We start from the raw sequence: 25,706 nt of genomic DNA on the forward strand, positions 1-25,706 counted from the left end.
GACGGTATGTCAGTCCGACGTCAGGTCAGTGTCAGCGCGGCTGGCGACAGTGGTCGAGTGAACAGCACAGCTATAGCCGCTTCCGGGTTTCGGAATGCGTACGAGAACACGGCGGCCCTCGATGGCATCGGCGCAGGTTCCTACTCGATGCTGCGTGCGCAATGGCTCGACCGACTCTCTCGCGTGCTGCGCGGTGATCATGTCTTCGCTCAGTTGATCCGCTTCGCCCTGGTCGGCGGCGCGAGCAATATCGCCTACGTCCTGTTGTTCCTGGCCATGAACGGGTTCGGCCCGCTGGTCGCCAATGTCGCCGGCTCGGTGGTGAGCACGGTGATTGCGAACGAACTGCATCGTCGGCTCACCTTCCATGCGGCCGGACGGGTCGACTGGTTCACCGCGCAGTGGGAAGGCGGCGGGTTGGCCCTGATCGGCCTGCTGGTCAGCACCGCGGCCCTGGCGGGTCTGGAGTTCTGGGCACCCGGCCTCGGCGAGGTCGCACAGTCGGGGGCGGTGCTCGCCATCATGGCGGCAGTCGGCGGTATGCGGTTCTTGGCGTTGCGCGGCTTCGTCTTCTGAAACGTCTGGCCGGCCGGGCAATCGCGGACTCAGAACTCGCAGTACATGACATGGAGACCGACCCGGCCGAGGGTCGGATGGCGAAACGCTCCGGGTACGGTGCCCACGATTTCGAACCCCAGACGCTGGTAGAGATCAACGGCTCGGTGATTGGATTCCGCTACGGCGTTGAACTGCATGCCGGCGAAGCCGCGCTCCTTCGCCCAGTCCAGCACGAACCGGCACAAGGCCGTTCCGGCGCCCCTGCCGCGGGCATCGGGGGCAACCATGAAGCTCGCGCTCGACACGTGCGCACCGGGACCCGGCCGATTGGCATACGCAGTGGCGGTACCCACCACGCCCGCATCGATCACGGCAACGACGCAGATCGCGGGCGGGCCCACTGTCCACATCTCGCGCGCCTGCTCCTCGGTCATCGCGGGGTCGTAGACGAAGGTCTCACCGGCCCTGACGATTTCCCGAATGATGGGCCAGACCTGTGGCCAGTCGTCCGGTGTGTACTCGCGAACCAACATGAACCACAAGCTATCCGGGATAGCGCAGCGTTCCCACTCATTTGCCGGCGGCGTCATCGGCTGTTCGGTCCAGACCTGACCGCAGCCAGGACGAAGGGCAGGGAGCCGTAGCCTGGACGGGTGAGAGCTGTTGATTTCGGCCGCGCGCCTGAGCTGGGCTGGGACTTCGCCGGCCCCGCCGAAGCCGTGCCGCGGGGCGCGGCGATGATCGGCTACCGCGACGCGGCAGGCACGGGGTTGGATCTTCGGGTTGCCGGGACGGCGGCGGTTACTGTGGTGATCGGATTCGGGGACCACGAGCTGATCATCGATGACGCTCTCGGGCGACGGTCACTCGATGGCTTCGTTGCCGGGCTTCCCATCGAACCCATGCGCATCCGTAGTGCGAAGGCGGAATGCATCGAGGTTCGCTTGTCGCCGATCCAGGCGTACTCGCTGCTGGGTGTTGCCCCCACCGATCTGGGCCGGGGCGCTGTCGCTCTGGAGGATCTGTGGGGACCGCGGGCTCGGCGACTGCGCGAGCAGCTCGCGTCCGCGCGTGCCTGGGACGAGCGGTTCGCATTGACGAAATCGTTTCTGGCGCAGTGTGATAGGCCCATGAGGTCGCCCGATCCCGAGGTGCTCACCGGTTGGCATCGCATACTCTCCGCGCGCGGCCAGGTGAAGATCGGTGCGCTCGCCTCGTCTGTCGGATGGAGCAACAAGCGGCTGTGGGCGCGGTTCGAGTCACAGATCGGCCTGACACCCAAGCGGGCGGCGATGTTGGTTCGATTCCGGCATGCGGTCGACGGTCTGCTGGCGGGCCGACCGGCGGGCGATGTCGCGGCGGACTGCGGGTACACCGACCAGGCCCACCTGTGCCGAGACATATCGATATTCTCGGACCACACGCCGGGGGCCTTGAAGACGCACTATCTGCCCACCATCGCCCAGCAGCGGTACCAGGCGTGGGGAAATTTTTTCCAAGACCGAGCATGACCTCCCGGTCGATAGTGGTGTTCACCTCGGGTGCGTCGGCGAGCAAGCCGCGACTCGAGCCGGCACCCTATCGACAGCGAGAGGACACCTACCGTGACCGAAACCCTCGATCCCGCACAGCTACAGACCGCGTTGACGGCGGTGCATAGTGCGGGCATGCCCGGACTCTTCGCCGAGGTGCGCGACGACGGCGAAATCTGGCGCGGCGCAGCAGGAGTCGCGGATGTCGCCACCGGTCGTCCCGTCACGGCCGACATGCGGCACCGCGTCGGCAGCGTTACCAAGGCGTTCACCGCCGCCGCGGTACTGCAGCAGGTCGACAGCGGTGAAATAGCGCTCGACACACCAATCGATCACTACCTGCCGCAGTTGGTTCCCGGCGAACGCGGTGCGGCGATCACCGTCCGGATGTTGATCAACCACACCAGCGGTCTCGCCGAGTACCTCCCGTATGCCTACCCATCCCTCGCGGGCTTCCCCGTCGTGGCGAAGACGACACCGAAGAGCCTGGACGACAACCGGTTCACCAAGTTCGACCGGATCGAACTGATCGAGATGGGAGTCTCAGCGCCTGCCACCGGCGCTCCGGGTGGCACGCCGGGCGTGTACTCGAACACCAATTACCTGCTCCTGTGTCAACTTCTGGAGTTGGTCACCGGCACCTCGGCGGAGAAATGCATCACCGCCAATGTCATCGAGCGCGCCGGGCTACGGGACACCGAACTGCCGACCGGACCGTACGTCAACGGACCGCACTCGATGCACTACGAGGCGTGGTTCGGAATGATCGACCCGCCAGTCGATTACAGCGTCTTCGATATGTCATGGGTAGGCCCGTCGGCCTCGCTGATCTCTACCGTCGCGGACCTGAACCGCTTCTTCGGACTGCTGCTGGCCGGTGAAATCGTCAGCCCCGCGTCGCTGGCGCAGATGCAACGCACCGTTCCGGTCATCTCGTTCGAGGGGAAGACAATCGACTACGGTCTCGGCCTGCACAAGACGACAGTGCCCGGTCACGGCATCTACTGGGGACACGACGGCTCCGTCTGGGGCGGCGGCGCATTGTGCATGACCAGTGCCGACGGCCACCGGCAGATGTCCCTCGTGGTAAACATGCAGCGCTGGAACCGAATCGACGCCTCGCAGCAGCCCCAGCCCCACCCCATCGACGAAGCCCTGCACGCCTTCACCCAACTCGTGCTGTGCGGTTGACATCTACACCCTCGGGTCGCCGACTAGGCGGCAAGCCGATGAATGTGTAGCTGTTGTGGAGGTGTTGTGTAGGAACCCGATTCGGCTGTGCGCGTTGCTATGTTCTATCCGTTGCGTCGATCTGTGGCGCGACTGGGGCCAGCACCATTTTGGTTGGCGCATTGAACAATTGGAGTTCTTGACGATGCGTATTCGTACCGCTGTCGCAACACTCGGCTTGGCCGTGCTCGGGATCGGTGCCGCTGCCGGTCCGGCAGCGGCACTCGAACCGTTCCATGATCCGGAATTGGGCGTTATAGGAGTGGATCTCAACCAATCCGACACCGCCGCCTTGTCCAACAGCCCGCTCCCGCAGCTGCTGGATCCGTTGCTGGGCAACGCCATTTACGTCACGTTCGACGTCGACCTCGAGTCGGCGGAGCTCGAGCCAGAGTTCCGTCGCGGTCCGCTGCCGGGCGGTTTCTCAGGCTTCGTCGCCGATACCGCACAGTCGCGGGGCGTCATGGGAGTCATGGTGGGGGACGGAAATACGGTGCTCGTGTACCAAGCCGTCCCCCAGCAGCGGGGCTGACGTCGCTTTACTGAAATGCGCAGTTGGCCAGGCGATCAGGAGGAAACTAGGCTGTTGGCTGCTCGACCGATGCCACCACCAGTTCCTCCTGATCGTCTGACCAGCGGACCGTGCGAACGCCGGTGTGTAGGTGGTCCGGGCTCGGGGCGCGCGCGAGCGAACTGGGGATAGCGGTGTGGCGGATCCCAGTTGCTGAACGATTCGTCGCTGCGGATCGTAGTGACAGATACGGGTGGCACTTGGCGATCATCCGCGTTCCGGATTCGAGGTTGTGTCATGCATCTGTTGGCTACCGATGCGAGTGCCGGGGCTGGTCCTGGTAGTCGCGGTGCGGTTGTGCTCGGTTTGTTCCGGATTCTCGTGGGGCTTTCGTTCGTCGCGCATGGGCTTTCCAAGTTGTTCGCGTGGCCGGTGGCGCCGCATGGCGGTCATGTCGCGACGGTCGGGAGCTGGCCGAGTTGGTGGGCTGCGGTGATCGAGATCGGCGGGGGTGGCCTGGTGGCGCTGGGCATCGGCACCCGCATCGCCGCGTTGCTCTGTTCCGGCGCGATGGCTTACGCGTTTCTGCTCGTGCATGTGAAGCAGAGCGCGATTCTGCCGATTCAGAACGGCGGCGAAACCGCTGTGCTGTTCTGCTGGTCGTTCTTCCTCATCGCCATGATCGGTCCCGGCGCGTTCGCGGGGGATACGTTGCTGCTGCGGCGAACAGGCCGCTCGATGCGCCGCGCAACCCCCGCGGACGTTCGTGGTTAGCTCACACCCGGCTCATCTCGTCGGCGATCGCCTCGGCGAAATTGTCGACATCGTCGGGGGTGGTGTCGAAGGCACACATCCAACGGACCTCGCCGGTGCGTTCGTCCCACAGATAGAAGCGATAGCGCTTCTGCAGTCGCTCGGTCACTTCGCGAGGAAGAATCGCGAAGACCGCGTTGGCTTGCACCGGGCGCACGAGCCGCACACCGTCGATACCGGCAACCGCGGCCGCGAGGCGCTCTGCCATCGCATTGGCGTGCGCGGCACTGCGCAGCCAGAGATCGCCGCCGAGCAGCGCCTCGAACTGCACCGAGACGAAACGCATCTTCGACGCCAATTGCAGCGACATCTTGCGCAGATAGCGGATATCCCGGACGGCTTCCGGATCGAGCACCACGACGCATTCGCCGAGCAGCAGACCGTTTTTAGTACCGCCGAACGACAGCACGTCGACGCCTACATCCGTGGTGATCGCGCGCAACGGCACGCCGAGCGAGGCGGCCGCGTTGGCCAGCCGGGCACCGTCGACATGGACCAGCATGTCCCGTTCGTGGGCGTGTTCGCAGATCGCGCGAAGTTCATCGGCGGTGTACACGGTGCCGGACTCGGTGCTCTGGGTGACGGACACGGCCGACGGCTGGGCTCGGTGTTCGTCGCCCCATCCGTAGGCCTGCCGGTCGATCAGTTCGGGGGTCAACTTGCCGTCAGGGGTGGCGACAGTGTGAATCTTGATCCCGGCGAGCTTCTCCGGCGCGCCGCACTCGTCCACATTGATGTGCGCGGACTCCGCCGCGATCACCGCGCCCCAACGCGGCAGCAGCGCTTGCAGCGCAACGACGTTGGCTCCGGAGCCGTTGAATACCGGGTAGGCCGTGGCTCGCTCGCCGAAGTGCCCGGCGAAAATGTCCTGGAGGTGGGCGGTGTACTCGTCCCCGCCGTAGGCGATTTGATGGCCGCCGTTGGCCAGAGTCAGCGCCGCGAGCACCTCGGGGTGAATCCCGGCGTGGTTGTCGCTGGCGAAGCCGCGTACGGCGGGATCATGCCTGCGAACGGCGTCGGTGCCAGCGGTGTCAGCCACAGATATTTTCCCATCGGGTTCGGTTGTGCCGATCTGAACAGAGACGACCCGGAACCGCAGCGACCACATGTTGTTGCGTGGGTCTACGATTGTCGCTTCTACACATTCCAGCATTCTACGAAGGGGAAACTCCATGGCACGCAAGGTCGTTGTGACACTGGTCGACGACTACGACGGCAAGTCCCAGGCCGAAGAAACAGTGCACTTCACCTTGGATGGCGTGGCGTACGAGATGGATCTGTCGGCAGTCAACGCCAAGCAACTCCGCGGTCTGTTCGCGGAGTGGACGTCGACGGCCCGCAAGGTCGGACGTGCGCCGCGAGGCACGAGCAACGGGTCCCGGCCGACGGCCGGCCGGGAGCAGACGGGTGTCATCCGTGAATGGGCACGCCAGAAGGGTATTGATGTGTCGAGCCGCGGGCGGATTTCGGCCGAGGTGGTGGACGCCTACAAGAAGGCGAGCATGTAAGTCCACCAGCATCGCCGAGTCGGGCTCGGCCGTGGGGGACTGGTTCTTCCCTGCCGAGCCCGCCCGTCGAATTCGCCGCGCCGTTTTCCGGGCGCGGCTTTTTCATCTCGAACGGCTGTTCGTGGCCCGTTCGATGCGCCGGATGCGTTCGCGCGCAAGAAGTTCGGTCATTTCGGTGAGCGAGTCGGCCAGAAGCGGATGCAGTTCGGCGCGCGCCCGAGCGACGGCGGCGTCGATCACCGCCGCGGACACTGTGGGGAATTCCCCGCCCAATCGCTGGACGGTCGCCCGACCGGACGTCACCGACTTCACCCACTGACCCATCAGATCCGGCGGCTTGCCCGGGCCGCCACCGAGGCTCGGCGCGGCGGCGTTCGGCCCGTAATCGGAACGCTTTCGCGCCGAACGCGCATCGGACTTATCGCTACTCAACGGCATATATCACTCCAGAGACGGCACCCAGAGGCAGTGAGCCGCGCTTCGGGACTCGGGAAAAGTAGTTGAACTGTACACCGCAATTCGCGCCGGGCACAGATCAATCCACGCATTTGCTCGTGGAAGTCGAAGAGGGGCAAAGAGTATCGGGTCTCGGCGGTGCGGATAAACGTTCCGGCTGTTCACAGCAATTCTGCCAACGAAAGTGCTGACCTCTTCGAAGCCGAACTGGACGATTGCCCGACTTCGAAAATGCCCGCCGAGATTCATGCGATGCGGCCCTGGTGCAGGCGCGCTCCGCAACTCGGGGTCCGAATGCCCGGCCCACCCGCTTGGTCGGATCGTGTTCGGGCACGGTGAGCTACCCCACACCCCGTCACAACCTCGACTGCTCGCTCGTCCTGTTCGTAGCTGCTAGTCGAAAGGCTCCTTCATGAAATCTGGAATGGTGTTCCGGCGCCTGGCCCTGTCGGTGGTCGCGCTGCTTGGCGTATTCGCGAGCATTGCTGTTCCCGTGGCTTATGCCTGGGAGTCGCCGACCTCGGACTACCGATCTCAGTATCTGACCCGCGTGGAGTCGCGGTACGTCGAAACCGACCTGGCCCGATTCCACTACACCCGCACCGGCACCGGCTCTCCCGTCGTGCTTGTCGCCGGTGGCGGACTGTGGGGCTACTCCTGGCGTGAGGTGATCCCGGCGCTCGCGGCCGAACACACCGTCTACGCCATCGATCTGCCCAGCCAGGGTTTCACCGAACTCCATCGCGACGACTTCGCCTACACCCTGCCCGCGATGTCGCAGGCCATCGAAACCGTCCTCGACGCCCTGGGCCTGGACCGGGTAGCTCTCGTCGGCCACTCCTGGGGTGGTGCGTGGAGTCTGTACTTCGCTCAGCAGCATCCCGGCCGGGTCGAACGGCTGGCACTGCTCGATGCACCCGGGCTCGACGCCGAAAAAGCCTCTGTCACACCACCGTTCACCACACCGTTGCTCGGGGAGCTGGCCACGAACCTCACCACCCGCTCCTTCTACGCCGAGAGCATCCGCGGCACCTTCCACAACCAGCACCTCGTCACCGACGAGGTGATCGACGAGCTCTACGCACCGTTCTCCCGCCCCGCGAACCGCACCGGATTTCTGTCGCTGTGGCGCAACCTGGACTTCCGGCTCACCGACACCGGCCTGGCCGATGTCACCGCACCCACGCTCGTCGTCTGGGGCGCGCAGGACAGCTGGCTGCCGCCTTCGCAAGCCGACGCACTGGCCGCCCGGATACCGAATGCCACGGCAACAACCCTGCCGGGCTGCGGACACACCGTCCACGAGGACTGCCCGGCACAGACAATCCCGCTGCTGAGCTCATTCCTTCGCTGAGTTCGATGCATCGCAAATGCCGGCTCCTGTCGATGTCCGTGCATAGCTTCGCTGGGGACGCCGACACGCGTAAGATGCTGTACTGACCGGATTTTCACTGATTTTGTTGTTGGACAATGCGATTGGGGGACAGGCTGGTGGGAGCATTGCTGGTCGGGCAGTTCGATGCCAGGGACGCTGAGGGACGCGTTTATCCGATCAACGAGTATCAGCACGCGGTATCTGTCCCGGGATCGCCGCCGATCATGTCCTTCGAGTTGGCCACGGGAGAGCAGGTGAAACACCTGGGTGGTGATCTATTCGAGGTGGTGCCGACGGGTGTGGAGATCACCCGAGTTCCCTAGCCTGGCTGCGGGCTCGCGGGCACCTACCGCTGGTCGGAGCGCCCCGTACTGTCGCTGGTCGCTGAAGTCAGGCACCCCGCGCCGGACGTGACGTCCGCCTGAGTATCGGCCGGGCTGAACATCGACACGAATTCCGAAGAGATCCGCTACCGCGCAGCGGCCAGCACCGCCGCGAGACCTTCTCGCAGGTCTGCGATGAAATACTCGGGAACCTCCAATGATGGGAAATGGCCCCCGGTTTCGGGTGACCTCCATCGGACGATCTGCCGGTACCGCTCCTGCGCCCAAGGGCGCGGGCACTTCTCGACGTCGCGGGGATACATAGTGAGTGCTGACGGGACGTCCACCCGGAGTTCGGGGTCCAGCGAGTTGTGGCTTTCGTAGTAGATGCGGGCCGCCGATGCGCCGGTCCGGGTCAGCCAATACAGGGTGACGTCGTCGAGGACGCGGTCGATGGAAATCGTTTCGAAAGGACTGTCTTCGGTATCTGTCCACTCCGCGAACTTGTCGAGGATCCAGGCGAGCAGCCCGACCGGTGAGTCGACGAGCGAGTAGCCGATGGTCTGCGGTCGGGTGGCCTGCTGTTTCGCGTATGCCGCGCGGTGGCGCCAGAAGTCACGGGTTTCCTCGGTCCATTCGCGCTCGACCGTCGTCAGCCCGTCCGTGGGCAATCCGGGGGGCGCCTCCGCGAACGTCGAGTGGATGCCGAGCACGTGCGCCGGGAACCTGCCGCCGAGAACCGTGGTGATATTGCCGCCCCAGTCACCGCCGTGGGCGACGAACTCGCGGTAGCCGAGCCTGCCCATCAGTTCCACCCATGCGGCCGCGATCTTTTCGGTACCCCACCCGGTGGTGGCCGGCTTGTCGCTGTAACCGAAGCCCGGCAGCGACGGGACCACGACATGGAACGCCGGCGCGGCTTCATCTTTCGGATTTGCCAGATCGTCTACTACATCGATGAATCGAACAATGCTGTCCGGCCAGCCGTGTGTCAAGATCAGCGGAGTGGCATCTGCGCGCGCGGATCGGCGGTGCAGGAAGTGAATTCCCAGACCATCAATGGTCGTGCGGAATTGGCCGATGCGGTTGAGGCGCTCTTCGAACGACCGCCAGTTGTATTCGGTGCGCCAGTAATTCACGACATCGATGAGGTCGGCGAGCGGAACGCCCTGGTCCCATCGGCGCGGGTCGGGCGCGGCACGGTAGACGGTCTCGGTCTCCGGTAATCGCGCCGCGGCCAATCGCGCGCGCAGATCATCGAGGTCGGCGTCGGTTGCGTGGGCTTCGAATGCGTGCACGTCGCTGGTCGGACGGGGCATGAGACCTCCTGGCCGTCGGGGAACCGGTTATGGCCTTCGGTGAACCGGCTAAGACGGTTCTAACATCTCTTCGTGTGCTCGTGCAACCGGCTAAGGTGGTTCCATGCCTGCTGAGTTTCCTGACTTCCGCCTCGGTAGCGTGCTGGCGACCAGCTTCACGGCGACGCTGACGGAGCGTCAGGGCGACCGTGTGGAGCGCATTCCCACGCCGCAGCGACTCATCGACTGGCTCGCGGTGAGCGGCCTCGCCGTGGAGTCCTGCAGCACCGCCCAGCTCGAACTCGCCCGGGAACTGAGGGAAGCAATTCACGCCGCGGCCACAGCGGCCGCGAACCGAGAAGCTCTTCCCGCGTCTGCTGTTCGAGTCATCAATGACCGCAGCATCCATGGTCGGGCCGCGGCTGTCCTGACGCCCGAGGGCAATCGTCGATGGCGACTCAGCTCGGCTTCCCGCGTAGCAGATGCCCTGGGCGTAATCGCCGCCGACGCGATCAGCATCATCGCAGGCGAACGCGACGGAAAATTGGCCTTGTGCGCATCGCCGACCTGCCGAGCCGCCTTCTTCGACACCAGCCAGAGTCGCACCCGCAAGTGGTGTGACATGAACACGTGCGGAAATCGTCAGAAGAAGGCGCGCTTCAATGCCAACCAGCGCAAAAAAACCAAAGATTGACCACATTCGCACCGACGAGTTTCGAGCTCGCGGGAGGTCTACTCCATTATGAGGAAACTGATTTACGGGTTCGGTGTGTCCCTGGACGGCTACGTCAACGATCGCGACGGCAACATCGACTGGACCGATCCGGACGACGAGCTGCACCAGTTCCACAACGACCGGTTCCGCGACCTCGAGATCTCGCTGCATGGCCGCCGGATGTATGAGCTGATGGGCGAGTACTGGCCGCACGTGCCCGCGGACGCGCCGCGCATCGAGCGTGAGTTCGGCGAGCTGTGGACGGCGAAGCCGAAGGTCGTCTTCTCTCGCACGCTCACCGAGGTTCAGTGGAACAGCACGCTGGTCAGCGAGAACGCGGTCGAGGAGGTCCGCAGGCTCAAGGCCGGCGGCGACGGCGTCATGGAGGTCGGTGGCGCAGACCTCGCCGCCTCGCTGATGCCGCACGGGCTCATCGACGAGTACCAGATGTTCGTGTCGCCCTTGGTGCTCGGCGGCGGCACACCGTTCTTCCCGTCGCTGGACAAGCGTATCCAGCTCCGATTGGCGGAGACCAGGCACTTCGCTACCGTGGTGCTGCTGCGCTTCCTCGCCGCCTGAGGTCCGTTCGCCTCAGACCAGAGCGCTGAAGATGTGCCGTGCGGCTTCGGCGATCAGTTCGCTGCTGGGTTCGGCATCGTAGCCGCCGGTGCGGTCGGACATGATCGCGAGGACGAGGGGCGGGTGGGAGGTCGGCCAGACGATGGCGATGTCGTTGGCTCGGCCGTAGTCGCCGGTGCCGGTTTTGTCCGCGATGGTCCAGCCTGCGGGTGCCGCGGCGGCGATTCGCTTGGCGCCGGTCATGTTTCGGACGAGCCAATCGGTGAGGATGGCACGTTTGTCCTCGGGCAGGGCGGAGCCGAGGATCAACTGCTGATAGTCGGCGGCGATAGCGCGGGGTGTGGTGGTGTCGCGGTCGTCGCCGGGCGGGTCTCGGTTCAATTCGGGCTCGTACTGGTCCATGCGGCTGACGGGGTCACCGAGTCCGCGCAGGTAGCCGGTCAGTCCGGCGGGTCCGCCGATATCGTCTAGCAGCAGATTGCCCGCGGTGCCGTCGCTGAAGCGGACGGCGGCGTCGCACAGTTCACCGATGGTCATCGCGGTATCGACGCGTTTCTCGGTGACCGGTGAGATCGAGCGGATATCGGCTTTGGTGACGGTGACGGGTTTGTCGAGGTGGGTGAGCGGATTGTGGTGCAGCACGGCGGCTGCGGCGAGGGCTTTGAAGGTCGAGCAGAAGGCGAAACGCTCATCGGCGCGATGGGTGAGCGTGCGGTTCGTTCCGGTCGACAGGGCGTAGATGCCGAGGCGGGCGCCGAATTGTTGTTCCAGCTCGACGAAGCGGGGGTTGGGGGCTTGCACGGTAGTTGTGCTGGTCTCGACAGTAGTGCTGGTCTCGACGGAGTCGGGTGTTCTCGCGCAGGCCGCCAAAGGCAGCAGGGCCGCTGCCGTGAGAAGGGTTCGGCGCGGGATGTTTTCGGGCATGGTCACCTCGCTCGTCGACTCCGGGCCGTACGCGATGTGGCGAAAAGACTACGGCACAAGTAGTCATAGCAGGTCCATGGGGGACGAGTCGGTGCGGCTCTCCGGCGGCTCTGATGACGAGCCGTAAAACGCTGCTGTGCAGAGTGTTTCAGGACTTCAGACCGAGTCCTGCATCCCTGGCGCGGACGATCGCGTTGGCCCGATCGGCCACGCCCAGTTTGATGAAGATGCGGGAAAGGTAGTTGCTGATCGTTTTCGGCGCCAGCTCGAGTTCAGCCGCGATCGAAGCGTTCGACGATCCCGCGGCCACCAGGCTGAGCACGTCGAACTCCCTGGTGGTCAGCTCCGGAAAGGGCCGGGTGCGCTGGTTGGAGTCGGCCAGCAACGTGGCGAGCCTTGCCCCGATGTGCGGGCTCAGCACCACCCAACCGGCGGAGACCGCGCAGATCGCGCGCAGGATGTCGTCGCGCTCCGCGGCGTTGCGCAGATAGCCGCCCGCACCGGCGCGCAAGGCGGCGAACACCGACTCGTCGTCCTCGGCGACGCTGAACACGAGCACCGCGACATCCGGTGCGGAGCGCGCCAATTCACCGATGACAGCACCACTTTCGGGTTGCCGCCACTGACCGAGGATCAGCACGTCCGGCCGGTTCAACACCGCCTCACGCAACGCGCCGTCGGTCGTGGTCTCGGCGACAACGGTGATCCAGTCGGCGGTGCCGAGCAGCGACCGCAATCCGGCCCGCACCACGGCGTGATCGTCGGCGAGCACCACGGTCAACCGGCGCGTTCCGGACAGCGTCGAGCCGGTTCCGTCGATGACCGAAAGCTCGGGTCCGAAGGTTCGCCGCTGGGGAGCGGGCTGCACTGTCATCAACCCCCTGGCACAGTCCTACGTGTGGCCGGACGCATCCGGCTCTGCCGCCTGAGGATGGCTTGACCTGCGGCGGCGCGGAAGATCTCGGACCGCTGACCGAACCCTGGACGCGATCGCCGTCCGGGGAGGGCCACGGCAATTCGTCATCGATCACGTTGTGCTGCGCTATGACGTGCCGAGGGCCTCGGATGCGTCGGCGTGGAATATTCGGCGGTGGGGCGACGGTTGAACTGCCGCATGCAGATCGGTATCAACACCTTCGTCACCGACGAGGGGATAAGCGGTCCGAAGCTCGGCCAGGCGCTGGAAGAACGGGGGTTCGAATCGCTCTTCTTGGCCGAGCACTCGCACATCCCCGCGAGCCGGGAATCTCCGTACCCGGGCGGCGGCGATCTGCCCCGGATGTACTACCGCGTGCTGGATCCGTTCGTCACCCTCGGTGCTGTCGCGGCAGTGACCGAGAAGTTGATCCTCGGCTCCGGGGTGACCCTGCTGATCCAACGCGACGTCATCCACACTGCCAAAGAGGTCGCCACACTCGACCGAATCTCCAACGGCCGCTTCGTATTCGGCGTCGGCGTCGGCTGGAATCGGGAGGAGATGGCCGATCACGGCACCGATCCCCGTACCCGCGGCGAACTGCTCGATGAGCAATTGGCAGCTATCCGCGAGATCTGGACCGAGGACCTCGCCGAATATCACGGCCGTTTCATAGATTTCGACCCGATGTATGCCTGGCCGAAGCCTGTCCGGCAACCGCATCCGCCGATCTTCATCGGTGGTGGCGAGGCTGCGGCCAAGCGTGCGGTGCGGCACGGTGTCGGTTGGATCCCCATCGCGCTGTCCGATCCCGCCGCGATTCCGGCGCAGTTGGCGGAGTTCAACGGTAATGGTCTGCCTGTCTCTGTCCTGGGTGCGGCGCCCGACCCCGCAGTCCTCGACGCGTATGCCGAGGCCGGGGTGCGGCGCGTCACGCTCTCGCTGCCGACCCGTCCGGAATCCGAAAGTCTGCACCAGTTGGACGAATTCGCGAAGCTCGTCGATCGGTACCTGACTCTGCGGTGAGATCGGCCCATCCTGGCTGTGGCGGCCGCGCTAGCGGAACAGGACCCGCGTGGGCCCCATGATGATCCGATCGTGCGGGCGCAGGGTCTTGATGATGGTTTCCAGTTCCGGACGCGCTAGCGCGACGCATCCGGCAGTGGGGCCCGAGCCTGCGTGCAGAAAGATCGCCGAACCTTTGCCATGGACGATCGGCGAGTGCGGAAGCCGGTTGTAGTCGATGACTACGACCTGTTGGTAAGGGCCGTCGTTCATCAGCTCGGTGAGGTCCTCGTCGGTGGGCAGGCACTTGCCTCGGTAGTAGGTGTTGTAGCGGTGGTCGCCGCTGGTGGAACCCCAGCAGGCACCGTGGCGCAGTGTGCGATAGGGCAACTCGGTGCCGGGATTCGCCTCGCCGAACGCCTCGGTCAGCGGGTAGGAACCGGTGGGCGACTTGCCGTCGCCCTCGCGTTTGGCATTCGGTTCGGCGAAGCCGTTGCTGCCGACATGACCGGCGGTGGACAGGGTCTGTTGCCAGGTGGCGCCACGCCGGGCACAGGCGACAACGTTCACGTCGGCGGTGCCGTAGTCGGTGGCGATGGCGAAGAGGACGGTCCTCGCTGACCCGGCCGGGTATCTCGACTGGCCGTTACTCAATGCCTGGCAAGGATTGCCTGCGGCGGCGGCCGGGGGAGCGACGACGGTCAGCGCCGCGCACAGAAGGCAGGTCGCGAGAACCGCATTTCGCAGGCGCGCCGTAATGTCCTCGACCTCCCTGAACGCTGGTGTCTCTAGCGAACGCCGAATCAGCAGCCTAGTGACCGATGTCTGCCCACCCCGGCGACTCGCCCAAGCCTCGCGACCCGGCCGAAGTCGGACGGCTCAGCGGAGTTCGGCCATTCCGCCGCGCAATCGACAGTGTCTGGGTCAGAATCTGACACTAGTTGGTATCAGAAGTGGAGTGTAGGGGTTATGTCGTCATCCTCGAGGCCGCGCGGCTTTCGCAGAATGTCCACCGTTCTCGTGGCTGGGCTCATCGGTGTGCTCGGGGGAGTGTCGGTGCCCGCCGGTGCGCAGCCGGTGGCTGAACTGCCGGTCGTGTACAGCACCCTGGCCGCGGTGGCCGCCTCGGTGCAGCAGCCCGGTGCCGCGCCTGCGGGAGCCAACGACTGGTCGTGCCGCAGCGAGCGTCATCCCGATCCGGTGGTGCTGGTACACGGCACCCACGCGAACATGATGGTCAACTGGAATGCGTTGTCGCCCTTGCTGAAAAACAACGGCTACTGCGTATTCGCCCTCAACTACGGCGGACTGCGGTTCGGGCAGATCGGCGGCACCGCCGACGTGCGCGCCTCCGCCGCCGAACTCGGCGACTTCGTCGACCGGGTCCTGGCTGCCACCGGCGCCGAAAAGGTCGATCTGGTCGGCCATTCCCAGGGCGGGCCACTGATCCGCTACTACACCGGCATCCTCGACGGTGCCGGCAAGGTCCACGATGTAGTCGCTCTCGCGCCCACTTACCGTGGTTCCTCCGCCTTGGGGCTGGACCCCTGGATCGCGCAGATGCGCTCGGCCGCACCGGAATTGGCGGCGCAACTCGACGCGCTCGACGCCGCCGCGATGCAACAGTTCCACAGCTCGCAGTTCATCACCGAACTCGACGCGCTACCCGACACTCAGCCCGGATTGCGTTACACCACAATCGTTTCCCGCTACGACATCGTCGCCACACCGATGCACGCCCAATTCCGGCACGGTCCAGATGCCCGCAACATTGTGATCCAGGATGTCTGCGCCAACGACTACACGGATCATCTCGCGCTCGCATACGACCGCAACGCATTACGCGAAGTACTCAACGCGCTGGATCCGCGATCTGCTGTCCCACCGGACTGTGCGGTGCCCACCTTGCCTTACCTGGGTGGGTAGTCCGTCGCTACCGGCACCGTGGAAATCGGCAGTGCGGCTGCGACGGCCCGTGGTATCGGCAGCGCGACTGCTACGGCCCGTGGTATCGGCAGCGCGGCCGCTACGGTCGCCGTGGCATCGGTAGCGCGATCGCTACGCCCACCGTGGTATCGGCAGCGCGACTACTACGCCGACCCTGGAATCGGTAGCGCAATCGCTACTGCCTCCGTCGAAATCGGCGATGGCGACCGCGTCCAGTGCGCTCGGCCCGCCGGTGATCTGAGGCACGCCGGGGGTCAACGGCGGCAGCCCGGCGACGATCACAGGATGATGGTGGGATGTCCGAGCGGGTGAGCGCATGCGCGCATTTCTGATATTGATCGTCGTGCTGGCGATCGCACTGATCGTCGGCGACCGGGTCGCAGTCGCGATGGCGCAGAACGAGATCGGCCGCAAGGTCGCCGCCGACTACAACCTTGCGCAGCAGCCGAGCGTCGATATCGGCGGCTTCCCGTTCCTGACGCAGGCCGTCGACGGCAACTATCGCGACATCGACATCCGGGTCGGCGACTGGAGCGGCCAGGGTCTCACGGTCCACAACCTCGATGTCACGCTGACGAACGTCGCCGCGCCGCTGAGTGATCTGCTGCAGAAACGCACGTCGAATCTTGTCGCGGCGGTGGCTACCGCGACGGCCGTGGTTCCCTACGACACTGTGCAGGGCTTCGCGCCTTCCGGAGTGGAGTCGATCTCCTACAGCCCGGACGGTCTGCGCGTCACGGGCACATTCTCGGTGGAGGGCATCAGGGTGCCCGCCACGGTCATCGTCACGGTCGCACCAACCGACAACGGCATCGAGGTCACCCCGGTCTCGGTGCAGCACGCGGCAGGTGGACCGACGATTTCCCTGGCAATGCTGCGCCGAGCCCTCACCTTCACCGTGCCGCTACAGAAGCTGCCGCTGGGTGCGCGGCTGACGGCCATCCAACCGAGCGCCGAGGGACTCCAGGTGACCGCCACCGCCCACGACGTGCGCTTCTCCAACCTGGAGTGAGCCGTATCTGCCTCGCGAAGTGATCTTGTCGGCCTGCTGTGTCCGGTCTCTCGACCGGTGTTGGGCTGTATGCCAGTGGCGTGTGAGGGCGGTGCAAGAGCTGGCTGTCAAGGTTGTTGGCATGACGTGGCATACCGGCCGACAGGCCGAGGGGAAGACGATTCTGGTTACCGGTGCCAACGCAGGCATCGGATATTTCGTGGCCGAGCAACTCGCGGCCAGCGGCGCCGACGTGGTGCTGGGCTGCCGTGATACCGCCAAGGCAGACCTCGCGATGCGCGCCATCAAGGTTCGGGTGCCGGACGCCCGACTGCGAGGGGTGCGCTTGGATCTGTCGGATCTGTCTTCGCTGCCCGCCGCCGTGGACGCTCTCGAAGCCGATCGTCTGGACGCGGTCGTCCTCAATGCCGGGATTCTGTTGTCGGGTCCCGATCGGCGGGTGAATGCGCAGGGGCACGAATTGATGTTTGCGACCAATTATCTGGGGCACTTCGCGCTGGTCGCTCATCTCGCGCCGATCCTGACCGCCACCGCGCACAGCCGGGTGATCACCGTGGGCAGTTTCGCCGCGCGGTCGGAACGGTTGGACCTCGCCGATCTGCACTCCGAGCACGACTATCAAGCCAAGCGCACCTACGGACGATCGAAACTGGCCCAAATGCTTTTCGGCTTCGAACTGGACCGCCGCCTACGCTCCCACGGTTCCGATACCGCCGGCATCGTCGCCCATCCCGGCGGCGCACTGGACTCCCTGACCCCATCGCGCCCACCACTTTTCGTCCGCACCACCGCCCAGCACCTGCGCGGGTTACCCGCAGGACTAGTGCTGCACGGCAAGCACACAGCTGCCGAAACCATTGTCCGAACCGTCCTGGATCCGGAGATCACCGGCGGACAACTCTGGGGGCCACGGGTTTTCGGTCTCCGCGGCCGACCCCATCGGGAAACACCCCACCCCCACCTGGCCGACCCCGACACCGCCGCCGAACTGTGGGCCGCCAGTTCGGCACTCACCGGACTGGATCCGCTCGAGCGCCCAGTCGCACCGGCCCGACCATGATCCGTGTCGGCCGTCTCGCCGCTAGCTCCGCGAGGTTGCGGTGGGGGAGGCGGCCGACGCCGGTCACGTCCGCTTCGGAAGGGACACATCACCGCGCGACGTTCGACACTGCCATCTTCGCGAAATCGTCTGACGGGCAACGGATGCGGTCGTGGTCGGCTACCAGAAAATCGGCCACCAGCAGCAGATACCGGCCGCTCGGTGACGGCTCGGATCGACGATGCCGCCGCCCCGGCAACGGTGGGGCGACGGCAGCGCTATCGCAGTCATGTCAGCTCAGGGCTGCTCGCGCGATTTCGGCGTCTTGTTCGGGTGTGCCCCCGGAGACTCCGATGGCGCCGATCAGTTGACCTGCGTCGTCGAGGATCGGCAAGCCGCCAGCCATGAGCAGTAGCCCACCGTTGAGGTGGTCGAAGTGTGGGACGGGCTGGTTCAGCTGTAGCGGGGTGTTCAATGCTTCGCTGGGAGCTTGGAATGTGACCGAGGTGCGGGCCTTGGCGACAGCGAGGTCGTTGGACGCCAGCCACGCGCGGTCCATGCGTGCGAATGCCACCAGGTTCGCTCCGGTGTCGAGTACGGCGAACACCGCACATAGGCCGAGCTCTTCGGCGGCGGTCCGGCCGCAGGTGATGAGTTGGTGTGCGTGGTCGAGACCGATCTGGGTGGTCGGGACATCCTGTGGTTCAGGCATTTTGGGTCCATTCCGTTTCCTGCCACTGCTTGGCCGCCGCGATGGTTTCCAGTGGCCGCATGGTGCGGTACGGGTGTTCGGCAGCGGGGATGATCTCGACCATCGCGTCGATCATTTCCTGCGGGTCGGCCTGGTCTGCGAGGCTGCCGGAGAAGTCGGGCATCGGCACGACGGCGGTGTCGGGGTTGTACCACTGCACGTAGCTCTCGGCACCGGTGTCGTTGAAGCCGGTCCCGAAGACGCCCGGGTTGACCGTCGCCACCTTGACCCCGTGCGGTTCGAGTTCGGCTTTCATCGACCCCGCGATGGCCTCGATGGCGTGTTTGGTCGCGCAGTACGCGCCGAGGAACGGGACGACGAGGATGCCGCCCATCGATGAGGTCCACACGATCTTGCCGGACTTGCGGGCAACCATCTTCGGTGCGATGGCCTGAACCAGCTGCAAGTGCCCGAACACGTTGATGTCGAAGGACTCGCGTACCCGCTGCAACGGGATGTCGACGATGGAACCGCCCTCCATCACCCCGGCGTTGAGCACCAACACGTCCGGGTCGAAGGACCCGGCGTGTGCGATGTCGATGTCGTCGAGCAGGTTCAGCTTGATCACTTCCAGCGCGACGCCCGCGCCAGCGGCGTCAGCGCGCAGACTGCGAACCTGCGGCCACGTCTCGGCGGCGGCAACGACCTGGTGGCCCTGGCGAGCTAGCTCGAGCGCGGCTCCGCGGCCGAACCCGGAGCTGGCACCCGTGATCAGAATCTTCTGCGGCATGAACCCTCCAATGTAACTAGCCGGATATTTACCTTCGCCACTGTGCCAGTCGCCGTCAGTAGTGTCAATAACTGGATAGTTACGTTCGGAAGCAGTAGTGTGTCCCCGTGCCACCAGATGCTTCAGAGACCAAACGACGCATCCTGGCGGCGGCGCGCGCGGAATTCGCCCAGTTCGGCTTGGCCGGTGCCCGCATTGATCGCATCGCCGCCGAAGCCCACGCCAATAAGCGGTCGATCTACGTGCACTTCGGGCCCAAGGAGCACCTGTTCGACCTCGTCGTCGAGCGGGCGCTGACCGAACTGTCGGCTGCGGTCCCGTTCACTCCGGATGACCTACCGGGATACGGCGGCAGACTGTTCGATCACCTCTTGGCCGACCCGGCCGTCCTGCGGCTGTCGACCTGGGCGAATCTCGAACGGCCCGAGGCGAATTCCGGCGAGATCGGCGCTTACCGACCGAAGATCGCGGCACTGCGCGACCACTTCGACGGAAACGCAATCGATCTGCTCGCGCTGACCCTCGGGCTCGTGACTGCCTGGTTCAACGCATCGCCGTCCCTGCAGTCCCTCGCCGCCGAAGATCCATGGTCGCGCGAGCGACTCGAATCCCATCGCGACGCGATGGTCGCCGCGATCGCTGCGCTGTGCGCCGAAATCGGCCGGCCCCGCGACCGATAGAACGATCGCCCGCCGTCCATCGGCTGCCGTGCGAATGCTCCCGCATCGGCATTTGCGTGCGTTGGGAAGCCTTGCCGACCAACAAATCTGGACGCTCGACCACCGCGCGCTCCGCGGCGTTACCGGGCATCCGGATGCGGTCCTCGGCCTTCAATGCTGGGACGACCGCGCCCACCCTGATCGACAATCCTCCCGAACACTCGCCCACGCCGAATGCTTCTGCACTGCAACGTCGTTGAGCCCTACCATGACTCCGAGACTATTGGCCCGACCCGAGGAGCGCTCCGTGAGCACCAGCGAGACCGAGTCCAGCAGAAGCACGACCAGCGACGACACGCAAGAGGCTCCCGCAACCACCGACACCATCTCTAGCGGCATCACCCGTGGTGTTCAGCAAATTCCGGCCACAACGATTGAGGCGGAGCATGACCCCAGCGCCGCTGTCACCCGCGAGAAACTCCTGGTGGCTATCGGACGTGAAGCCGACTACCTCGCGGAGAACCGAGCAGGCAAGGCTTCCGAAGCGCTCGAAGAACTCGCCCGCGCCTTCGCGATCGTCGCTTCCTCGCCGACAACGATCCCCATACCGTCCGCAGGTGGAACCGCGCCAGTCCCTCCGATTACCAGCCGGGGAGACACGTGGGGACTTAACGACATCGAACCTGAGTACCGCTGAGACGCATCGCATCGAACATCGTAGTGCCAGCGTTCACACACTCAGCTAGGCAGATATAGGCATACGGGCCACAGGCGGCGCCCCGAGATCTTCGGAGACCGTGGCCCGGTCAGGCTTCCCGACGACGCTCGCACATCGGCAGTTCCGGACGTTCGTCGGCGGTTCGGCCGAATGCTGATCATGGTCGGCCGACGCGCTGGCTGTTGGCCATGGGCGTGCACTGACTTGGCTTGTGTCCCAATCGGGTCGGCAGTCGTTAAGCGGGGGTGCCGGTCGTGGTTGGTGCAAAAACGGTTGCCAGTTCGGACCGTCTCGTATGGTCTGAGGCTTACCCTTGTTCGATGGGTACTCCGTCGGGATTGACGGTTTTGGTTGGGATACCGGGCGCGGCGGTCGCACTGATCTCGCTGTGGTCGGTGGTGCCGCTGACAAGATCTCGCATCCACTTGCATCGCGTGAAGGATCTAGCAGCTGTCATCTCGGCTACCGGCGCGGAGTGCCCAAAAGTCTTGCGAGAGAGCCTTGTTCGAGAATCGTATTGGGTAGCTGCCTACCGCTCGGTCCGCTACACACGGCAAGACAGGTCCGCCGTCAAATGGCTGCTGCTCGGCGCGATGTTGTCGTCGATGGGGATGATCGTCGGCGTTGTCACGATCGGCGAACGTTACCCTTGGCTAGGACTCCCCTTCCTCCTCGGAGCCTATGTGCCTCCATTCTTTTTTCTGCCCCAAGCATTCGCGCTTTATCGATGGGTCGAAGTTCGTCGTGAGCTATACGCCTGTCTCGGCGGTCGTGCTGACATCCCCGCTATCCCGCGTCCGTCGCTACTGCCGCTGATGATGCAAGCCCCTACCGATGACGATGTGAAGCGATGGTTCGACCTGACGTTTGGTGGGGCGCCACCGCTGAATCCGAAGAAGATTCAGACCAACGACATGCTGCTGCTGAAGGCGCACGTCGCCGATTGGCTCGCACATGATCGGGCTCGATGGCCGGACAGGATCGCGTCCGAGCCGCGCGAGCGAGCAGAAGGGAAGGGCCGGAAATGGCCCATCTGAGCGACACCGGTGACCACTTGATATTCGGCAGTTCAGTGCGTTGCTGACGCTGTGACAGGCAAGCCCGTTGATCTTTGGGGCGTGCCGCGTGACCGGACTAGGCCGCGCACCACGCGGCAGATGCGGACGTTCCCGAACGCCCGGGTCGCGGCATTACAGTGCGTTGCCGATGATGAGATGACTCCAGCCCATACGGTTCTCGCTGATGGCGGTTAGGCTAGCTCGGTAACGTACCCGACGGAGCGGGCCTTGTGAATCGGATGCCGTTGAACGTGTAGGTGCAGCACGCACACTGAGGGTCCAGACTCGATTCATTGATGTCCGGATTCACAATTTGCAGCGTTCCATCGGAGGCGACGTACAACCCGCTGTAATAGGTCGACTCACCGATCCGCACGTAATCCCGGCGGTCGGATTCCTGTACTGCCACTAGCCAATAAATCGGTTCACTCTGATCGAGCCGGGACTTGGCCTCCGCTAATGTCGCCGCCCAGCCCGAGCCGACCCGCGAGAGCAGAAATCGGAAAAGCGGCGTGTAATCACGGCCCCGGTCCGTTGCCCGCCCCATACCCTCCTGCGTCACATCGGATTCCGCAGTCCGCTTGGTGTTGCGCCGATGCCGGTACTCACCACCGCGTGGACGCGACCCCCGAGCGGTGGTGTTGTCCTTCCGATACAGCGGCGGCTTGTCCACATGCCGAGCCTATGCCACCTGCGAAGTTGGCTGCGACGAGGTTACGCGAGAAGACGGCCGGATGAGCAGATCGAGCGCGACCGTGGCCCGACGTCCACGGTCGCGTGGGTGCGACGGACCCAGCGATGCTGACAGGGCGGACGCAACATTTGTCGCATTGCGCAACTCGTCGGATACGGATGGCCGGTTCGATCAGCGCGCCTCGCGGCATGTGCGCGCACTCGTCCCGACTGAAGTCAGCTCGGGCGGGTTGGACACAGAACGCCTTACGTTGATGTGCGTACGTTCGCATGAGCGACTCCATCGACACTCCCATCCGGAACCGTCGCAGGTTCGAATACGGGTCGTACGGTGAACCGGACAGCTGGTCCACCTCTGGGGATTGGAAGTTGAGAATGCTGCTGAATCGAACCTGCTTCGCTGCTCTGGCCGTCGTGTGCGTCGCTGCGACAGGGAGCTGGATTGGCGTCTCGCCAGCGGCACACGCCGATGACGACAAGCGCTCGTCCACCGCCAAGCTCGACAAGGTGAAAACCTTGTCCATCGCTGACATCCGTAACGAGGCGGCGGAGGTAACCGGCACCGCCTCCTGTTCGAACCCTTACCTCGACATCGATGATCCAAAAAACACCGGCGAGGTTCTCGTCGATATTGAGCAGCAAACGTCGCTGGTCCGAGGCAAAACGACGATCGTGTGCGACGGTAAGGACCACGCATGGAAGGCAGAAGTAGGTAAAACGCCCGACGGCGACGAAGTGGATTTCAAGAAAGGCGATGCTGAGCTCTCTGCTTTTGTCGCAGTAGGACAGTGGACTGGAGGAGTGGACGACACGGCAACGGTGACCTTGGTCAAGTGATCGAGGAAGCGTGACGGCGCTCGGGATATAATTTCGATTGTTCTAAAGGCATCAACGGTCGCGTGTTGGCGTTGCTGCGGCGATCCATGCCCCTGCTTCCTCATTATCTGACTGTTGGACGAGCAGGTGGTAGGCACACGATATTTCGCAGAAGCCGCACGTTCCCGTCGATGCGCGCTTCTCGGCAGATCCGGATGTTTGTAACCGGCTGGCTCGTCTCGGATGACGAGCCAGCCGAACGCACTCAATTCGGCAGAAGCGCGCGTTCCGCCAGGCTATCGGCTCGGCCGCTTCTCTCAGCGCGGGCGAACGCTGCAACCGGCGAAGGATATCGACCACCCCATTCCTGACCCGAAACCATCGCTCGCGAAAGCGAACTCGGTCGCCATCCGCGCTCGCCGATCGCGCGCACTGGGCACCGCGTTCGTCTTCAACACCACACGCATCCGCTGCTCTTGTTTCAGCAGATCCGACTCGCTTACAAAGTCCATCGCGGTTGCCGACGCCGCACTGCTAGGGGTTGGGTTCGGTGCCCCGGCCGTGCCGGCGAAGGTAGGCCAGGACGGCGCGGACGCGGCGGTGGCCGCTGTCGCCGACGGACAGGCCGAGTTTGAGAAAGACGCTGCCGATGTGTTTATGGACGGCGTTGTCGGTGATGAACAGCCGCTCGGCGATGGTGGCGTTGTCGTGACCTTCGGCCATCAGCGCCAGGACCTCACGTTCGCGGGGAGTGAGCACGTCGACGGGATCGCTGCGGACGGCGAGGAGTTGGGCGATGACCTCCGGGTCCATGGCGGTGCCGCCGGCGGCCACGCGGCGCACTGCGTCGGTGAATTCCCCGATTCGGCTCACTCGGTCCTTGAGGAGATAGCCGATGCCGCCGCCGGTGTCGGCGAGGAGGCGGCCGGCGTATTCCTGCTCGACGTACTGGGACAGGACCAGGACCGGAAGTCCGGGGTGGTCGCGGCGAGCTTGGAGGGCGGCACGGATGCCCTCGTCCCGAAAGTCCGGGGGCAGGCGCACGTCGACGATGGTGACGTCCGGGCGGTGGGCCGCAACGGCGGCGAGGAAGCCGGGGGCGTCGACCGTGATGGCAGAAACTTCGAAACCCTGTGAGCTCAAAAGCATTTCGAGTCCGGAGGACAGCAGGACATTGTCCTCGGCGATGACTACACGCATGGCAGCTCCACGGTGACGGTGGTCGGTCCGCCCGGCGGACTGAGGATTCGCATATTTCCGTCCAGCGCGGCAGCACGGCGCCGTATTCCGTCCAGGCCGCTGCCCCGAGAGGGGTCCGCACCGCCGGACCCATCGTCGGTGACCTCGACGGACAGCGTCGCACCCGCGCGGGTGACCCGGACGGCGGCGCTGGTGGCACGGCTGTGCCGGGCAATGTTCGACAGCGCCTCCGTCACGGCGAAGTACGCGATCACTTCGACCGCGGCAGGGACCGCACCGAGCTCGCCGATGTCGATGCGGGTCGGTACGCCGGCCCGGGTAACCAATGTGCCGAGCGCGCCGGCGAGGCCCTGATCGGCCAGAACCGGGGGGTAGATGGTGCGGATGACCGAACGTAGTTCGGTCATGGCCGCCTCGGTCTCGGCGTGGGCGTCTCGTACGAGCGCAGCGGCCGCTTCCGGGTGGCGGGAAAAGCTTTCCCCGGCGACGGCAAGTCGCATGGCGATGGCTACCAGCCGGGCTTGGGTTCCGTCGTGCAGATCGCGTTCGATCCGGCGAAGTTCCGCGCTGTGCGCCTGCAGCACGCCGGTGCGCGTCTGGGTGAGTTCGGTGACGCGCACGGCTAGTTGTTCGGCGGGAGACAGTGCCAGGACTGCCAGGCAGCACCGCGCATGCGCCCGGGCGAGCGGTGGCAGCGCGATGGTCGTCAGCACCGCGAGGAGCAGGAACTGCACCAGACTGATAGTCAGCGCGGCGGTCCAGCTGTCGATATACACTCCGAGCCACGGCAGCCGTGGCAGCTCCGAGACGGGAAAAGCCCACCACCCCAAGGTGATAGCGAGAGTCTGGAGCAGATCGCTCAGGCAGACCAGGGCGAGCAGACCTGCGGGCAGACCGGTGGCGACCTGAACCGCCAGCCACGCAAGATCACGTCGCCGTGAGCGCGGCCGCGGTTGCCCCTGCCGGCCCAGCAGTGCCCCGGCGCGGCGGCGGTGATTGTCCGCCCACGCGGCCGCCAGCGACGGCACGCACAGCAGCGGCGCCGCCACGAGCGTCACCGTCGCGGTGAACAGGGTGCCAAGTAGGTAGCGTCCACTGCGACCCGCCCGGACCCACCGGACACGGGCCTCGTCGAGCACACTGCGCAATGGTTCGCCTTCGCCTGTCGTACGGGCCGGCAACGGCCCTCGGAGGACCCACCGTACGTGCCGGGCGAGCCCGTGGCGCTACAGCTATCTGTAGGTTGCAATCGGCAGCCTGTGTGCATTACGCAACATTTCCCAAAAACTTATGCGCTCCGTGGTTGAAGTCCCCGCTGCAGTATCGATCGGCCCCTGACC

At 64.9% G+C, this 25,706-nt stretch carries 31 protein-coding genes; 18 read left to right on the forward strand and 13 right to left on the reverse strand.

What is annotated here, in order from left to right; all coding sequences use genetic code 11:
* The first annotated feature begins 147 nt into the window (after positions 1-147).
* Positions 148-576 carry a GtrA family protein gene (locus NN4_RS13915; RefSeq protein ID WP_147130691.1) on the forward strand — a complete coding sequence of 143 codons (429 nt, stop codon included), beginning with the start codon at positions 148-150 and terminating at the stop codon, positions 574-576.
* Between the two features lie 29 nt (positions 577-605).
* On the opposite strand, the gene NN4_RS13920 is transcribed toward NN4_RS13915, so the two are convergent.
* Positions 606-1,148, reverse strand: coding sequence for a GNAT family N-acetyltransferase (locus tag NN4_RS13920; RefSeq protein WP_222595052.1), 543 nt, complete (start codon positions 1,146-1,148; stop codon positions 606-608).
* Between the two features lie 63 nt (positions 1,149-1,211).
* On the opposite strand from NN4_RS13920, the gene NN4_RS13925 reads away from it, so the two are divergent.
* From NN4_RS13925 to NN4_RS13940, 4 genes are all read left to right on the forward strand, one after another.
* Positions 1,212-2,069, forward strand: a complete 858-nt coding sequence (locus NN4_RS13925) for a helix-turn-helix domain-containing protein (RefSeq protein WP_246180868.1) — start codon at positions 1,212-1,214, stop codon at positions 2,067-2,069.
* A gap of 93 nt (positions 2,070-2,162) precedes the next feature.
* Positions 2,163-3,281 carry a serine hydrolase domain-containing protein gene (locus NN4_RS13930; protein ID WP_246180869.1) on the forward strand — a complete coding sequence of 373 codons (1,119 nt, stop codon included), beginning with the start codon at positions 2,163-2,165 and terminating at the stop codon, positions 3,279-3,281.
* Positions 3,282-3,465: 184 nt separating this feature from the next.
* Positions 3,466-3,852, forward strand: a complete 387-nt coding sequence (locus NN4_RS13935) for a hypothetical protein (RefSeq protein ID WP_147130492.1) — start codon at positions 3,466-3,468, stop codon at positions 3,850-3,852.
* A gap of 276 nt (positions 3,853-4,128) precedes the next feature.
* The gene (locus NN4_RS13940; RefSeq protein ID WP_147130494.1) at positions 4,129-4,605 is read left to right on the forward strand and encodes a DoxX family protein; all 477 of its coding nucleotides are present in this window, start codon (positions 4,129-4,131) and stop codon (positions 4,603-4,605) included.
* A 1-nt stretch (position 4,606) separates the two neighbouring features.
* On the opposite strand, the gene NN4_RS13945 is transcribed toward NN4_RS13940, so the two are convergent.
* Complete coding sequence (locus NN4_RS13945) at positions 4,607-5,683, reverse strand: threonine aldolase family protein (RefSeq protein WP_246180870.1); 1,077 nt, start codon at positions 5,681-5,683, stop codon at positions 4,607-4,609.
* A gap of 133 nt (positions 5,684-5,816) precedes the next feature.
* On the opposite strand from NN4_RS13945, the gene NN4_RS13950 reads away from it, so the two are divergent.
* Positions 5,817-6,152: a histone-like nucleoid-structuring protein Lsr2 gene (locus NN4_RS13950; RefSeq protein WP_107655543.1), complete on the forward strand. Its 336-nt coding sequence runs from the start codon at positions 5,817-5,819 to the stop codon at positions 6,150-6,152.
* Positions 6,153-6,254: 102 nt separating this feature from the next.
* Here NN4_RS13950 and NN4_RS13955 read toward each other — a convergent pair whose 3' ends face one another.
* Positions 6,255-6,590, reverse strand: coding sequence for a hypothetical protein (locus NN4_RS13955; protein ID WP_147130496.1), 336 nt, complete (start codon positions 6,588-6,590; stop codon positions 6,255-6,257).
* A gap of 430 nt (positions 6,591-7,020) precedes the next feature.
* Between NN4_RS13955 and NN4_RS13960 the strand changes: the two genes are divergently transcribed.
* Positions 7,021-7,962 carry an alpha/beta fold hydrolase gene (locus NN4_RS13960; RefSeq protein WP_147130499.1) on the forward strand — a complete coding sequence of 314 codons (942 nt, stop codon included), beginning with the start codon at positions 7,021-7,023 and terminating at the stop codon, positions 7,960-7,962.
* Between the two features lie 116 nt (positions 7,963-8,078).
* A complete protein-coding gene (locus NN4_RS13965) occupies positions 8,079-8,306 on the forward strand; it encodes a hypothetical protein (RefSeq protein WP_246180871.1) in 228 nt (75 codons plus the stop codon).
* 146 nt (positions 8,307-8,452) lie between these two features.
* Here the strand turns inward: NN4_RS13965 and NN4_RS13970 are convergent, their stop codons facing one another.
* Entirely contained in the window at positions 8,453-9,625 is a 1,173-nt protein-coding gene (locus NN4_RS13970) for an epoxide hydrolase family protein (protein ID WP_147130501.1), read from the reverse strand.
* 103 nt (positions 9,626-9,728) lie between these two features.
* On the opposite strand from NN4_RS13970, the gene NN4_RS13975 reads away from it, so the two are divergent.
* Positions 9,729-10,298, forward strand: coding sequence for a CGNR zinc finger domain-containing protein (locus NN4_RS13975; protein WP_147130503.1), 570 nt, complete (start codon positions 9,729-9,731; stop codon positions 10,296-10,298).
* 48 nt (positions 10,299-10,346) lie between these two features.
* Positions 10,347-10,898 carry a dihydrofolate reductase family protein gene (locus NN4_RS13980; RefSeq protein ID WP_147130505.1) on the forward strand — a complete coding sequence of 184 codons (552 nt, stop codon included), beginning with the start codon at positions 10,347-10,349 and terminating at the stop codon, positions 10,896-10,898.
* A gap of 12 nt (positions 10,899-10,910) precedes the next feature.
* On the opposite strand, the gene bla is transcribed toward NN4_RS13980, so the two are convergent.
* Complete coding sequence (gene bla, locus NN4_RS13985) at positions 10,911-11,822, reverse strand: class A beta-lactamase (RefSeq protein ID WP_147130507.1); 912 nt, start codon at positions 11,820-11,822, stop codon at positions 10,911-10,913.
* A gap of 148 nt (positions 11,823-11,970) precedes the next feature.
* Complete coding sequence (locus tag NN4_RS13990) at positions 11,971-12,696, reverse strand: LuxR C-terminal-related transcriptional regulator (RefSeq protein WP_147130509.1); 726 nt, start codon at positions 12,694-12,696, stop codon at positions 11,971-11,973.
* 240 nt (positions 12,697-12,936) lie between these two features.
* On the opposite strand from NN4_RS13990, the gene NN4_RS13995 reads away from it, so the two are divergent.
* Positions 12,937-13,764, forward strand: coding sequence for an LLM class F420-dependent oxidoreductase (locus NN4_RS13995; protein ID WP_147130511.1), 828 nt, complete (start codon positions 12,937-12,939; stop codon positions 13,762-13,764).
* A 30-nt stretch (positions 13,765-13,794) separates the two neighbouring features.
* Here the strand turns inward: NN4_RS13995 and NN4_RS14000 are convergent, their stop codons facing one another.
* On the reverse strand, positions 13,795-14,397 hold the full coding sequence (locus NN4_RS14000) for a L,D-transpeptidase family protein (RefSeq protein WP_186818411.1): 603 nt from the start codon (positions 14,395-14,397) through the stop codon (positions 13,795-13,797).
* 351 nt (positions 14,398-14,748) lie between these two features.
* On the opposite strand from NN4_RS14000, the gene NN4_RS14005 reads away from it, so the two are divergent.
* Entirely contained in the window at positions 14,749-15,669 is a 921-nt protein-coding gene (locus NN4_RS14005; protein ID WP_186818412.1) for an esterase/lipase family protein, read from the forward strand.
* Between the two features lie 132 nt (positions 15,670-15,801).
* On the opposite strand, the gene NN4_RS44955 is transcribed toward NN4_RS14005, so the two are convergent.
* Positions 15,802-15,972, reverse strand: coding sequence for a hypothetical protein (locus NN4_RS44955; RefSeq protein ID WP_186818413.1), 171 nt, complete (start codon positions 15,970-15,972; stop codon positions 15,802-15,804).
* A gap of 34 nt (positions 15,973-16,006) precedes the next feature.
* On the opposite strand from NN4_RS44955, the gene NN4_RS14010 reads away from it, so the two are divergent.
* Both NN4_RS14010 and NN4_RS14015 read left to right on the forward strand, forming a co-directional pair.
* Entirely contained in the window at positions 16,007-16,702 is a 696-nt protein-coding gene (locus tag NN4_RS14010) for an LmeA family phospholipid-binding protein (RefSeq protein WP_147130518.1), read from the forward strand.
* Between the two features lie 121 nt (positions 16,703-16,823).
* Positions 16,824-17,762: an SDR family NAD(P)-dependent oxidoreductase gene (locus tag NN4_RS14015; protein ID WP_147130520.1), complete on the forward strand. Its 939-nt coding sequence runs from the start codon at positions 16,824-16,826 to the stop codon at positions 17,760-17,762.
* Positions 17,763-18,033: 271 nt separating this feature from the next.
* On the opposite strand, the gene NN4_RS14020 is transcribed toward NN4_RS14015, so the two are convergent.
* Positions 18,034-18,453 (reverse strand): GlcG/HbpS family heme-binding protein, encoded by a 420-nt coding sequence (locus NN4_RS14020; protein WP_147130522.1) that lies wholly within the window; start codon positions 18,451-18,453, stop codon positions 18,034-18,036.
* On the reverse strand, positions 18,446-19,222 hold the full coding sequence (locus tag NN4_RS14025; RefSeq protein WP_147130525.1) for an SDR family oxidoreductase: 777 nt from the start codon (positions 19,220-19,222) through the stop codon (positions 18,446-18,448). Before NN4_RS14025 ends, NN4_RS14020 begins: the two co-directional genes overlap by 8 nt.
* 107 nt (positions 19,223-19,329) lie before the next feature.
* Between NN4_RS14025 and NN4_RS14030 the strand changes: the two genes are divergently transcribed.
* The 3 genes from NN4_RS14030 to NN4_RS14040 all read left to right on the forward strand — a co-directional run bounded on the left by NN4_RS14030 (position 19,330) and on the right by NN4_RS14040 (position 21,636).
* Complete coding sequence (locus NN4_RS14030; protein ID WP_147130527.1) at positions 19,330-19,902, forward strand: TetR/AcrR family transcriptional regulator; 573 nt, start codon at positions 19,330-19,332, stop codon at positions 19,900-19,902.
* Between the two features lie 286 nt (positions 19,903-20,188).
* On the forward strand, positions 20,189-20,578 hold the full coding sequence (locus NN4_RS14035; RefSeq protein ID WP_147130529.1) for a hypothetical protein: 390 nt from the start codon (positions 20,189-20,191) through the stop codon (positions 20,576-20,578).
* A gap of 341 nt (positions 20,579-20,919) precedes the next feature.
* The gene (locus tag NN4_RS14040; protein ID WP_147130531.1) at positions 20,920-21,636 is read left to right on the forward strand and encodes a hypothetical protein; all 717 of its coding nucleotides are present in this window, start codon (positions 20,920-20,922) and stop codon (positions 21,634-21,636) included.
* 217 nt (positions 21,637-21,853) lie between these two features.
* Here the strand turns inward: NN4_RS14040 and NN4_RS14045 are convergent, their stop codons facing one another.
* Positions 21,854-22,330 (reverse strand): hypothetical protein, encoded by a 477-nt coding sequence (locus NN4_RS14045; RefSeq protein WP_147130533.1) that lies wholly within the window; start codon positions 22,328-22,330, stop codon positions 21,854-21,856.
* A gap of 290 nt (positions 22,331-22,620) precedes the next feature.
* On the opposite strand from NN4_RS14045, the gene NN4_RS14050 reads away from it, so the two are divergent.
* Complete coding sequence (locus NN4_RS14050) at positions 22,621-23,187, forward strand: hypothetical protein (RefSeq protein ID WP_147130535.1); 567 nt, start codon at positions 22,621-22,623, stop codon at positions 23,185-23,187.
* Between the two features lie 513 nt (positions 23,188-23,700).
* On the opposite strand, the gene NN4_RS14055 is transcribed toward NN4_RS14050, so the two are convergent.
* Both NN4_RS14055 and NN4_RS14060 read right to left on the reverse strand, forming a co-directional pair.
* Entirely contained in the window at positions 23,701-24,366 is a 666-nt protein-coding gene (locus NN4_RS14055; RefSeq protein ID WP_147130537.1) for a response regulator transcription factor, read from the reverse strand.
* Positions 24,357-25,505, reverse strand: a complete 1,149-nt coding sequence (locus NN4_RS14060; protein WP_147130704.1) for a sensor histidine kinase — start codon at positions 25,503-25,505, stop codon at positions 24,357-24,359. Before NN4_RS14060 ends, NN4_RS14055 begins: the two co-directional genes overlap by 10 nt.
* Positions 25,506-25,706: the final 201 nt, after the last annotated feature.

This window comes from Nocardia ninae NBRC 108245 (genome assembly GCF_007990755.1).
GTDB classification, from domain to species: domain Bacteria; phylum Actinomycetota; class Actinomycetes; order Mycobacteriales; family Mycobacteriaceae; genus Nocardia; species Nocardia ninae.